This is a genomic window from Bradyrhizobium algeriense, assembly GCF_036924595.1.
In the GTDB taxonomy this organism is placed as follows: domain Bacteria; phylum Pseudomonadota; class Alphaproteobacteria; order Rhizobiales; family Xanthobacteraceae; genus Bradyrhizobium; species Bradyrhizobium algeriense.
Genome location: NZ_JAZHRV010000001.1, coordinates 7044391 through 7056546, shown reverse-complemented (window position 1 = coordinate 7056546; position 12156 = coordinate 7044391). Strand labels below are relative to the sequence as shown.

General features: G+C 64.0%; 10 protein-coding genes and 1 pseudogene. 1 reads left to right on the top strand and 10 read right to left on the bottom strand.

Annotated features, from left to right (window positions below):
- Positions 1-6: 6 nt before the first annotated feature.
- The 7 genes from rpsO to rimP form a co-directional block, all read right to left on the bottom strand.
- Positions 7-276, bottom strand: a complete 270-nt coding sequence (rpsO, locus tag V1286_RS33920; protein ID WP_108512662.1) for a 30S ribosomal protein S15 — start codon at positions 274-276, stop codon at positions 7-9.
- Between the two features lie 2 nt (positions 277-278).
- Positions 279-1547: a tRNA pseudouridine(55) synthase TruB gene (truB, locus tag V1286_RS33915; RefSeq protein WP_334487399.1), complete on the bottom strand. Its 1269-nt coding sequence runs from the start codon at positions 1545-1547 to the stop codon at positions 279-281.
- Positions 1547-1960, bottom strand: a complete 414-nt coding sequence (rbfA, locus tag V1286_RS33910) for a 30S ribosome-binding factor RbfA (protein WP_108512660.1) — start codon at positions 1958-1960, stop codon at positions 1547-1549. Before rbfA ends, truB begins: the two co-directional genes overlap by 1 nt.
- Before the next feature lie 175 nt (positions 1961-2135).
- On the bottom strand, positions 2136-4802 hold the full coding sequence (gene infB, locus V1286_RS33905) for a translation initiation factor IF-2 (protein ID WP_334487396.1): 2667 nt from the start codon (positions 4800-4802) through the stop codon (positions 2136-2138).
- 77 nt (positions 4803-4879) lie between these two features.
- Positions 4880-5560 (bottom strand): RNA-binding protein, encoded by a 681-nt coding sequence (locus V1286_RS33900; protein ID WP_334487394.1) that lies wholly within the window; start codon positions 5558-5560, stop codon positions 4880-4882.
- A 75-nt stretch (positions 5561-5635) separates the two neighbouring features.
- Positions 5636-7246 (bottom strand): transcription termination factor NusA, encoded by a 1611-nt coding sequence (gene nusA, locus V1286_RS33895; RefSeq protein WP_334487392.1) that lies wholly within the window; start codon positions 7244-7246, stop codon positions 5636-5638.
- Positions 7247-7249: 3 nt separating this feature from the next.
- Positions 7250-8041 carry a ribosome maturation factor RimP gene (gene rimP / locus V1286_RS33890; RefSeq protein WP_334487390.1) on the bottom strand — a complete coding sequence of 264 codons (792 nt, stop codon included), beginning with the start codon at positions 8039-8041 and terminating at the stop codon, positions 7250-7252.
- Positions 8042-8381: 340 nt separating this feature from the next.
- Between rimP and V1286_RS33885 the strand changes: the two genes are divergently transcribed.
- A complete protein-coding gene (locus V1286_RS33885) occupies positions 8382-9452 on the top strand; it encodes a DUF2336 domain-containing protein (RefSeq protein WP_334487388.1) in 1071 nt (356 codons plus the stop codon).
- A gap of 113 nt (positions 9453-9565) precedes the next feature.
- Here V1286_RS33885 and trmB read toward each other — a convergent pair whose 3' ends face one another.
- The 3 genes and pseudogenes from trmB to V1286_RS33870 form a co-directional block, all read right to left on the bottom strand.
- Positions 9566-10306, bottom strand: coding sequence for a tRNA (guanosine(46)-N7)-methyltransferase TrmB (gene trmB, locus V1286_RS33880; protein WP_417021297.1), 741 nt, complete (start codon positions 10304-10306; stop codon positions 9566-9568).
- Positions 10306-11434: pseudogene (locus V1286_RS33875) on the bottom strand (M20 family metallopeptidase). Before V1286_RS33875 ends, trmB begins: the two are co-directional and overlap by 1 nt.
- A gap of 120 nt (positions 11435-11554) precedes the next feature.
- Entirely contained in the window at positions 11555-11971 is a 417-nt protein-coding gene (locus V1286_RS33870) for a helix-turn-helix domain-containing protein (protein ID WP_108512652.1), read from the bottom strand.
- Positions 11972-12156: the final 185 nt, after the last annotated feature.

Below are 12156 nucleotides of genomic sequence, written 5' to 3'. Positions count from 1 at the left end.
CTCAAATCAACGACGAATGTTATGCTTTTCGAGCAACGCCTTGTAGCGCGCCTCGTCCTTCCTCTTGATGTAGTCGAGAAGGGAGCGGCGCGTCTGCACGAGCTTCAAAAGGCCGCGGCGTGAATGATGGTCCTTCACGTGGCTCTTGAAGTGGCCCGTGAGATTGTTGATGCGTTCCGACAGGATCGCAACCTGAACCTCGGGCGAACCGGTGTCGCCGGCCTTGTTGGCATTCGTCTTGATGACTTCCGCTTTGCGTTCGGCGGTAATCGACATCGTCAAACTCTCTCGTTGCTGCGACCGGGACTGGCAGTCAGTCCGGTCAGGTTGAACACGCGCTTGGGGATGAGTTCGCCATTGCCAATTTCGGCGAGGGCCAGAAGCCGGCCTGCCACCGTGACATAGACTGTGCCGCTACTATTGGGCGCATCCCGTCCGCGCAACAAAACGGCCTGGCCCCTGTGGAGCCTTGCCGCATCAGCCCGTGTGACGGCCAGTGCCGGGATGTCGTCCAGCGCGGTCTCAACGGGCAAAAGCGCGTCGGCGAGGCTTCCCTCGCCAGACGCGGCTCTATTGCATAAAGCCTCCAACTCTTCCAGCGGAATCATATCCGTCTCGCGGAATGGGCCGACCAGCGTCCGCCGCAACGCGCAGATATGGCCGAAACAGCCCAGAATCCGGCCGATATCGCGGGCCAAGGCCCGGACATAGGTGCCCTTGCCGCACTCCGCCTCGAACACGGACTGGCCGTTATCTCCATGTTCTACAAGGGTTAGTTCGTGAATCTCGACCGGGCGGGGCTTCAATTCGACGGTTTCGCCGTCCCGCGCCAGGTCATAGGCGCGCTCGCCCTGGACCTTGATCGCGGAATATTGCGGCGGGATCTGCTCGATCAGGCCGGTGAAGCGCGGCAGCAGGGCCCGGATCGCGTCGGCCTGCGGCCGGAGCTCGCTGGTCCTGACCACCCGGCCCTCGGTATCGTCGGTATCGCGCTCCTCGCCCCAGGCCACCGTGAAGCGGTAGCGCTTGCGGCCATCCATTACGAAGGGAACCGTCTTGGTGGCCTCGCCCAGCGCGATCGGCAGGCCGCCGGACGCCAAAGGATCGAGCGTGCCGGCATGGCCGGCGCGCCTGGCCTGGAACAGGCGCTTGAGCACGGCAACCGCGTGCGTCGAGGTCATGCCGATCGGCTTGTCGAGAATTACCCAGCCATGAACGTCGCGCTTGTCGCGGCGCGGCTGGTGGTTCTGGCGCGGCTGCTTGGTGCGGCGTGGATCGTTGTTGCCGCGGCGCTGGCCTTCATCGAGGCGGCGCTCGCCGTCGCCAGCGCGGCGCTCGCCGTCGCCGGCGCGAGGTCCGTCGCCGCCAGCGCGACCCTTGTCGTCGCCGCCAGCGCGACCCTTGTCGTCGCCGCCGGCGCGACGTTCGGCGTCGCTAGCGCGACCTTGGTCGTCGCTATGCGACTCACTAGAAAAAATATTTTTTTCGGTGTCCTGCGAATCGGCAGTTTGCTGCGCAATCCCGCCGTTGGCGGTGGGCATAATCATCACTTGTCGTCCGAATCGGGTGCGAGGTCTCTTTGCACCGCAGGTGTTCTCAGTAATTTCTCGATCCGTTCCGCTTCGTCGAATCGTTCGTCGACGCGAAAGCGAAGGTCAGGGGCAAATTTCAGGTTAACGCGGTGAGCGATCTCGCCGCGCAGGAACTTTTTGTTACGCGCGAGCGCCGCGAGCACGACATCGGTATCGCGGCCGCCGAGCGGCATCACGTAAATCGTTGCAAGCTTCAGGTCAGGCGACATCCTCACCTCGGGAACGGTGATGATTTGGCCTTCCAGGTCGGGATCGTGCACGTTACCCTGCGACAGAATATCGGCGACGGCATGGCGCACGGTCTCGCCGACGCGCAATTGCCGTTGCGAGCCGCCGGGGGCGGAACCCTTGGTATGATGGCGAGGCATTGTCGGAAATCCCAATTGTCGTCATCACCCGCCTTATGGGCAGGTGATCCAGCATTCCGTGGCCGAAGTTAATTGCGCTGACTACTGGATGCCCCGCCCCAATGCGCAATTGCGCACAAGGCGGGGCATGACGGTTTACTTCAATAAAATCCGAGGCTCTTCGTAAGACTTGGACTTACAGAGAGCGCTGGATGGTCTCCACGCGATAACACTCGATCACGTCGCCGACACGCATGTCGCCGTAATTTTCGAACGCCATGCCGCATTCCTGGCCGGATTGCACTTCCTTCACTTCATCCTTGAAGCGCTTCAGCGTCGAAAGCTTGCCTTCGTGCACGACGACGTTGTCGCGGATCAGGCGCACATTGGCGCCGCGTTCCACGGTGCCGTCGGTGACGCGGCAGCCGGCGACCTTGCCGACCTTGGAAATGTTGAACACTTCCAGGATCTGCGCATTGCCCAGCATGGTTTCGCGCAACGTCGGCGCGAGCAGGCCGGACATCGCCTTTTTGATGTCATCGACGAGATCGTAGATGATGTTGTAGTAGCGGATTTCGATGCCGTTGCGCTTGGCGGCCGCCGCGGCTTCCTTGTTGGCTCGCACCGAGAAGCCGATGATCGCGGCGTTGAAACCTTCCGCCAGCGTGACGTCGGATTCGGAGATGCCTCCGACGCCCGCATGCAGGATGCGGGCTGCGACTTCGTCGGTGCCGAGTTTCTCCAGCGAACCCAGAATGGCTTCGAGCGAGCCCTGCACGTCAGCTTTCACGATCAGCGGGAATTCCTTGCGGCCCGCGGTCTTGAGCTGCGACATCATCTGCTCGAGCGAGCCGCGCATGCCGGAAATCGAGGCGGCGGCGTTCTCGCGCTTCTGGTGGGCGCGATAGCTCGTGACCTGGCGGGCGCGGGCTTCGTTCTCGACCACGGCGAGGCGGTCGCCGGCTTCCGGAGGGCCGTTGAAGCCCAGCACTTCGACCGGCACCGAAGGTCCGGCCTCGTCGAGGTTCTCGCCCTGGTCCGAAATCAGCGCGCGGACGCGGCCCATCTCGGCGCCGGCCACGATGATGTCGCCGACCTTGAGCGTGCCGCGCTGCACCAGCACGGTGGCGACCGGACCGCGGCCGCGATCGAGCTTGGCTTCGATCACGGTGCCTTCGGCGGGGCGTTCCGAGTTGGTCTTGAGGTCGAGCAGTTCGGCCTGCAGCGCGATCATCTCGAGCAGCTTGTCGAGATTGGTCTTGTTCTTGGCGGAAACCTCGACGTCGACGACTTCGCCGCCGAACGATTCGACCTGAACCTCGTGCTGCAGCAGTTCGGTGCGCACGCGTTCCGGCTTGGCGTCGGGCTTGTCGATCTTGTTGATCGCGACGATCATCGGAACCTTCGCCGCCTTGGCGTGGTTGATCGCTTCCACCGTCTGCGGCATGACGCCGTCATCGGCCGCCACCACCAGGATCACGATATCGGTGACCTTGGCGCCGCGCGCGCGCATCGCGGTGAACGCGGCGTGGCCGGGCGTATCGATGAAGGTGATCTTCTTGCCGCTTTCCGGCGAGGTCACCTGATAGGCGCCGATATGCTGGGTGATGCCGCCGGCTTCGCCCGACACCACGTTGGCGTGGCGAAGCGCGTCGAGCAGCGAGGTCTTGCCGTGGTCGACATGGCCCATCACGGTGACGACCGGCGAGCGCGGCTCGGTATCGGTGGAATCGTCGACGACGTCGAACAGGCCCTCTTCGACGTCGGACGCGGCGACGCGCTTGACGGAATGGCCCATTTCCTCGGTGATCAACTGCGCGGTGTCGGCGTCGATCACGTCGGTGATCTTGTGCATCGCGCCCTGCTTCATCAGCAGGCGGATGACGTCGACCGCGCGTTCCGACATGCGGTTGGCGAGTTCCTGGATCGTGATCGCTTCCGGGATCACCACTTCACGAATAAGCTTTTCCTTCGGCTCGTTCGCGGCGTGGCCCTTCAGGCGCTGGGTGCGGCGGCGGAACGAGGCGATCGAACGCTCGCGCACGTCGTCGGCATTGAGCGCGGTGACCAGCGTCAGGCGGCCGCGTTCCTTCTGCGGACCCGGCTTGTGGGTCGTCTTCGGGGGCGTCACGGCACGGACGGCGCCGCCGGGGCCGCGACGGACCTGGCGCGGACCTTCATCCTCGTCGGAACCATCGGCGGCAACGCCGGGAGCGCGCGCGGGTGGTACCGCCGCGGTAGCCGGACGGGCGCCAGCCGGGCGGGCTGCGGCCGGTCGGGCTGCAGCGGGTGCCGGTGTCGTCGCCGCGGTTGCGGTCTTGGCCTCGGCCTCGCCAAATCGCTTCTTGGCTTCGACTTCGGCCTTGCGCTTGGCTTCCTCTTCCAGCCGGTGCCGTTCTTCCTCGGCCTTGCGGCGGGCTTCGGCGGCTTCGCGTTCGGCCTGTTCGATGCCTTCACGGCTGGCGCGGCGCTTGGCTTCTTCCTCGGCCAGCCGCCGTTCCTCGACTTCGCGCACCTTGGCGTCGGCCAGCGCGCTCGCGCGCGCCGAACGCTCGTCTTCCGTTAGCGTCCGAAGCACCACGCCGGAGCCGCTTCGCGCTGCGCCGGGCGTTGCCGCGGGGCGGGAGAGGGGGGGCTTTGCAGTGGGCGCCGGCTTGGCGGCGACCGGCTCGGGCGCATGCGTTTCGGTGGCGGGCGCGTCGCCGCCGACGCGGCGCTTGCCACGCTTCTCGACCACGACCTGCTTGGTCCGGCCATGGCTGAAGCTCTGGCGCACGGTGCCCGTCTCGACCCGCGGCTTCAGCGTCAAGGTCTTGGTCGGAACACTCAGAGTCTTGTCGCCAGGCGTTTTGGTATCAACCATTCAGCAGTCCTAATCTCGTTACGTTGTGCGCATCCGCACAGTCATTGAAGCAAGGCTTCGGAACCAATCTTCGTCAGTCAGAATTTCTGGCCGCCATCCCCGGTCTTGTCGTCGTCGTCCATCCGGTATCGAACCAGGATCTGGCAGCGCGACAGGAACGTTTTGCTCGCCGGGCCCGCGAGCAGCGCAGCATGTATCACATTTGACCGGCCCAGTGCCAAATCCAATTGTGCCGAGGTTAAAGCGGTAACGATCGGTAAACCCCGCGATTCACCGATATTTCCGGTCCTTTGCCCGGCGATAGCGTCCAATTTGCGGATTCCGTCGGCCGCGCCGTCGGAAGCGTGGATCAGGGCTCCGGCCCTGCCCTGTTCGAGCAGGCCCTCGACCTTGGCAAAGCCGGAAATGACCTGCCCGGCCTTGGCCGCCATGGCCAGCGCCTCGGTGCAGCTTCGTTCCAGCAGGGCCTCGGTATCGGCGGGAAGGGTCGGTGCAACCCGAACGTCGCGCTTGAACCCTCGCTTAAACTGGTGACGCCGCACCGCTTCCGCAACGGTCCGGCGCGAGGCCTGGATCCACAGGCCACGGCCGGGCAGCTTGCGCTTCAAATCGGGGATTACGTCGCCCGACGGGGCGACCACAAACCGGATCAGCTCGTCGATCGGGCGGACCTCGCGACTGACCGCGCACATCCGCATGGTCGCGGACTTGTCGGTCCGCGGCCCATGGTCGAGATCGGGGTCAGCCAAAGCGAGCATGCCTGTTTAGTGGCTCCGGTCATCTGCGCACGGTCTGTGCGCAGAAAAGATTTTCGGTTTTGCGGAACACCCGCATTACGCCGTCTGGTCTTCGGTGGTCTCGGCCGCCTCGGATTGCTTGGCGAGTTCGGCCTCGGTGATCCAGCCGGCGATCACGCGGGCCTGCATGATCATGCGCTCGGCATCGTCGCGCGAGATCTCGTTGGCGTCGAGAATGCCGGGGAACTTGGTCGGCTCGCCGCCTTCCTTGCGCTCGGTCCAGCCGACAAGATCGTCGGTCGCACAGCCCGCCAGATCCTCGACGGACTTGATGTCGTTCTCGCCGAACTTGACCAGCATCTTCGAGGTCACGCCGGACACCGTCTTCAAAGCATCATCCACGCCGAGCTCCTTACGCTTGTTTTCCAGCTCCGTTTCGAGCTGTTCCAGGTATTCTCTCGCCCGGCTCTGCAGCTCGTTGGCGGTTTCTTCGTCAAAGCCTTCGATGCCGGCCAGTTCCTTGGCGTCGACCAGCGCGAGTTCCTCGACCGAGGTAAAGCCTTCCGACGCCAGCAATTGGCCAACGACCTCGTCGACGTTCAGCGCTTCCATGAAGACGCGGGTCGAGTTCTCGAAATCGGCCTGGCGGCGCTCGGATTCTTCCTGCTCGGTGAGGATGTCGATGTCCCAGCCGGTCAATTGCGAGGCAAGGCGGACATTCTGGCCGCGGCGGCCGATCGCCAGCGAGAGCTGGTTGTTGGTGTCGGGGACCACGACCTCGATCCGCTCGCGGTCTTCGTCGATCACGACCTTGGCGACTTCGGCAGGCGCCAGCGCGTTGACGACAAAGGTCGCGATGTCGGGCGACCACGGAATGATGTCGATCTTCTCGCCCTGCAGTTCGTTCACCACGGCCTGCACGCGCGAGCCGCGCATGCCGACGCAGGCGCCGACCGGATCCACCGAGGAATCCCTCGAAATCACGCCGATTTTCGCGCGCGAGCCGGGATCGCGGGCCACCGCCTTGATCTCGACGATGCCGTCATAGATCTCAGGCACTTCCTGCGCGAACAGCTTGGCCATGAATTGCGGATGAGTGCGGGAGAGGAAGATCTGCGGTCCGCGGGTTTCGCGGCGGACATCGAAGATGTAGGCGCGGACGCGGTCGCCGTTGCGGAACACCTCGCGCGGCAGCATTTCGTCGCGGCGGATGATGGCTTCACCGCGGCCGAGATCGACGATCACGCTGCCGTATTCGACGCGCTTGACGACGCCGTTGACGATATCGCCGATGCGGTCCTTGAATTCCTGGTATTGCCGGTCGCGCTCGGCTTCGCGGACCTTCTGCACAATCACCTGCTTGGCGGATTGCGCGGCGATGCGGCCATATTCCAGCGGCGGCAGGGTGTCGGCGATAGTGTCGCCGACCTGGGCGCCCGGGTTGGCGCGCTGCGCGTCCGCCAGCGAAATCTGGTTCGAGGAGTTCTCGACCTGCTCGACGACAAGCATGTGGCGCGACAGTCGCAGCTCACCCTTCTTGGCGTCGATCTCGGCGTGAACATCGGTCTCGCTGCCGTAACGGGCGCGGGCCGCCTTGGCGATGGCGTCTTCCATCGCAGCGATCACGATCCCGCGGTCGATCGACTTTTCGCGGGCGACCGCGTCTGCGATCTGCAGCAGTTCGAGTTTGTTGGCACTGACGGCCATAGCCTAGTCTCCTTCGGTAGGATCGAGGTCGCCTCTGCGCAGTCTTTCTGCGGCGAGGCGGTGTTTCTTGGTATTGGTCGGCTCGGGCTTTTTGGGCTCCAGCTTCTTGCCAGTCTTGCTTCCGGTCTTGGGCTTCGGCTTGCTGCTCCTGGCCGGGTCGCTTTTTTTGGCGTGCGGCGGCGGTGGCGGCGCCAGCCCGAGATTCTGTTTCAATTCGCGCTCGGCGGCCTTGCCGCGCCGCATCGATTCCGCAATCAATTCGTCGGTCAAAACCAGTCGCGCATCGGAAATGTCTTCCATCACCAGCAGCACGTCGGCATCTTCGCCCGCGCGTATGTCATCCCGATGTAACCGCACGGCATCGCCTTCGACGCCGCCGAGCGTACCACGGAAACGCTTGCGGCCCTGATGGGCGACAGCCATCTCGACCTTCACGAGATGACCGGCGTAGCGCTCGAAATCGGAGCGGCGCACCAGCGGTCGATCGATGCCCGGCGAGGATATCTCCAGCCGGTAGGCGCGGTCGATCGGATCGGCGACGTCGAGCACCGGCGACAGCGCCCGCGAGATCGCCTCGCAATCCTCGATCTGCATCGTACCATCAGGCCGTTCGGCCATGATCTGGACCGTGCAGCCGGCCTCGCCTGAAATCTTGATCCGGACCAGCCGGTAGCCCATTCCCTGCAAAACCGGTCCGGCCACCGCCGATACCCGCGCGGCGGCGCCCGGCTCGACGACGAGACGGGGCTCGGCCAGCAACTCGGCATCCACGGAACCAGCAGTTGGATCGGTCATGTCCAGGGTCAAAAGCGTCTTGCTTGCATGGGTTTAGGCCGGGCCTTAACCGGCGGTCCGGCCGGTTCCCCGAACCGCGCCTTTAAGGCCCTTCTGGGCCGGGCTCGTTCAGGTAATAAAAAAGAGCGGGTCCCGGGGGGCCCACTCTCAATACGCGATCGTATGAGAACCATAAGTTGGGGCGTATATAGCGGTTTTTGCGCAATCCGACAAGGCCCGGGATCCCGTTAAGTCCGATTTTGCCAAGCTTTGCGAGCGGGGGCAAAGTCTAACCCTTCATTCACGAACCCTGCCTAGGTTTCCCGAAAACCAGCCAATTCAGGCCGGTTTGAGTGGGTTTATGATAATTTCACCATCGCTGATCCCGGAACTCGACGACATTATCAGTCGTGGCGACCCCAAGCGTCGCGCCGATGCCGCGCGCCGCATCAGCGAGCTTTTCTTGCAGGGGGCGGCGAGCTTCCGCTCCGATCACGTCGATCTGTTCGACGGAGTCCTGACCAGTCTCGTCCCGCATGCCGAGATTGAAGCGCGCGCCGAGCTCGCCGAGCGCCTGTCGCTGCTGGCGAACGCGCCGCGTGGTCTGGTCGGCCAGCTTGCCCACGAAGATGAGATTGCCATCGCAGGCCCGCTGCTGCGCCGCTCGCCGGTCATCGACGAAAAGATGCTGGTCGAAATCGCGTCGATGAAGGGTCAGGGTCATCTGCTGGCGATGGCGGAACGGCCGACGCTTTCATCCGATCTCACCGACGTCATTGTCGCCCGCGGCGAACGCGACGTTATCAGGCGCACCGCCGGCAATGCGGGCGCAGCCTTTTCCGAGAACAGCTATTCGACGCTGATCAAGCGCGCTGGCCAGGATGGCGTGCTGACCATCAAGCTTGGCCAGCGCGACGATCTGTCACCTACGCATCTGAAGGAGCTGCTCTCCGGCTCCATCGACGTCATCCGCCGCCGCCTGTTCCAGGTCGTCAAGCCCGAGCGCCAGGCCGACATCCAGCAGGCGATGGCCGCCATCACCGGCCCGTCCGAACGCGAAGAGCGGCGCGACTTCATGCCGGCGCAGCGCACGGTGCTGAAGCTCCACCGCGAAGGCATGCTCGGCGAAGGTGCATTGCTCAATTTTGCCAGGGCCTTCAAATACGAGGAGTCGATCGCCGCGCTGTCGGCGATGACCGGCGTCAAGATCGAAACCCTCGATCGCCTGATCAGCGGCGATCGCTACGATCCGATCCTGATCGCCGGGAAGTCCATCGATATCGAATGGGCGACCGTGCGCGCGCTGATCCTGCTTCGGCTCGGTCCGAACCGGACGGCATCCCCCGCCGACATCGAAAGCGCGCGGGTGAACTACGTGCGCCTGATGCCCTCGACCGCCCAGCGCGTCGTCGCGTTCTGGAAGACGCGGTAATCCGGCCTCAGGCCCTCTCCGTCATCGCAAGCGAAGCGAAGCAATCCATCTCTCCGCTTGCCGAGCAATGGATGGCTTCCGGGCTCGTGTGCGCACGCCCCGGAAAGACGGCTCTAACCAACCCGCCGAAACCGCAGATACGCCGCGACACGTCCCTCGCGTTCGGCTTTGCGGCCGTAGCGCGTCATGGTGTAGCCGTCCCACGGCTTTTGCCAATCGATGGCGCGCTCCGCGGTCCAGAGAAAATCGGAGCTGCGCATCAGATGCGCCAGCGTCCACGCGCAGTAATCGTCGATGTCGCTGACGAAACGAAACTCGCCGCCCGCTTTGAGGATGCGCGCCATTGCGTTGACGGTAGCGTCCTGCACGAAGCGCCGCTTCCAGTGCCGCCGCTTCGGCCAGGGATCGGGATGGATCAGATCGATCCGCGCCAGCGATCGCGGCGGAGCCCAGGCCAGCAATTCCGCGGCGTCGCCGGCATAGAGCCTGATATTGCCGATGTTGTGGGCTTCGATCTGCGTCAGGATCTTGGCCATGCCGTTGACATAGGGCTCGCAGCCGATGAACCCGATATTCGGAAAGGCTTGCGCCTCCGCGATCAGATGCTCGCCGCCGCCAAATCCGATTTCGAGCCTGACATCTTCGATGTCGCCTTCGAAGAGATCGGCGAGACGCTCCGGCGCGCCCGTTCCGATATCGAGCGCCAGATGCGGCAGCAGATTATCGATCAGGTCGGCTTGGTGGATGCGAAGCTTGTGACCCTTGCGGCGGCCGAAGAACGAGCCGCGCGCATGTGCCGACGCGCCGTCATCCGGCGTCGCGTCGCGGTCGCCGGTATCGCGCGGGGCGGTCATCATCGCAGCGTCTGGTACAGCCGGTACAACAGCCGCGCCCTCGGCTCGATCGAGGAGATGTACATCTGCTCGTAATGGGTATGCGCGCCCTGGCCGTCGACGCCGAGCCCGTCCAGCGTTGCGGTATGCGGCGCGGTAAAATTGCCGTCGGAGCCGCCGCCGGTCGACGTATCGACCAGATCGAAACCGATCTCCGCCGCAATCGTTCTGGCATGCTCGTAAAGCGCGGCGCCGGCATTGCTCTTTTCGTAAGGCGGGCGGTTCAACTCGCCGATCACCTTGACGGTGACGCCCTCGGTGCGCGATTTCAGATTGAGGATTTTCGCCGTGAGTTCGTCGGAATCCGAAATGGTCGGCACGCGCAAATCGACCTCGGCATAGGCCTCCTCCGCGACCACGTTCGGCTTTGTGCCGCCGCGGACCACGCCGACATTGACGGTGATGCCGCGCGCCAGATCGTTCATCGCCGCCAGCGTCTGGATGACGTTGCCGAGTTCGCGAATGGCGCTGCGGCCGTCCTCGGGCCTGGTGCCGGCATGCGAAGGCACGCCCTTGATGAAAACCTCGAAGCGCCCGACGCCCTTGCGCCCCGTCACGATTTTGCCGCCGTCGCGCGCCGGTTCGGTGACCAGCACGTACTTCGCCTTGCGTCCTTCGGCCTCGATCAGCGCGCGCGACGTCGGGCTGCCGATCTCTTCATCGGAGACATAGAGCTGGGTGATGCCGAGCGATGGCCACGCGCCGTCAGTGCAAACCTGGCGAAACCGCGTGATGGGCGAGATAGGCGCCGCCCTTCATGTCGTAGATGCCCGGGCCGAATGCGCTGTCGCCCGCGATCCGGAACGGCAGCCGCTCGATGAAGCCAAGCGGATGCACCGTATCGAGATGGCTCAACACCAGGATTCCCGGAGCGTCCTGCCCCCATGACGAGCGCGCCACCAGATGATCGCCGCAGCCGGAGTGCCCGGCGATCCGCTCCACGGTGGCGGGCAGGCCGCGATAGCTTTCAGCGACGAGGTCGGCGAGCTTGTTGACCTGTTCGGGCGCTTCGGTGGGGGTCTCGATCTCGACCCAGCGGCGGATGCCCTCGAGGATCGTCGTGGAATCGAACGGATTGGGTGTCGTCATGTCGTATCCGATACGGCGTCATTCTCCGATGCGCAATTGCACATCGCGGACTCGCACCAACGCGTCCGAAATGATGGCATATTCCAGAATACGAAATTATCAAACCGGCGCGGATGAAAATCAGCGCTGATCGGGGCCATCGCGCGACGCGATCTGCTCGACCAGCTCGACGATCGAGCGCCGCATTTTGGAATCGCCGATGCGCGTGAACGCCCGCGTCAGCGCGAGACCCTCCGATGTGGCGAGGAAATCGGACACGTAGGCCGGGGAGGCGCCTTCGGCGAAGCCGTTGCCATTCACCGCGCCGCTCGGCCCGCCATCGAACAGAAACGACACCGGGACCTGCAATATCTCGGATATCTGCTGCAGGCGGCTGGCGCCGACCCGGTTGGTGCCCTTCTCGTATTTCTGAACCTGCTGGAAAGTAAGGCCGAGCGCTTCGCCCAGTTTTTCCTGGCTCATGCCCAGCATGATGCGGCGCATCCGGACGCGGCTGCCGACATACTTGTCAACCGGATTGGGCGCTTTGGTGGACATCTGCATCGCTCCTGGATGGGCGCCGGGAATGAGGCAGTGGAAGGCCTGTGCCCCAGGCGCCGATACCGTCAAATCTGCTCGGAGGATCGGGTAGAATTGCGGACGATCTGAGCAATGAAGTGACTGGTTGTTGTTATTCTCTTGCAACCGCAGAAAGCGAATCGCAGGCTGTCTGTCAACTGGTG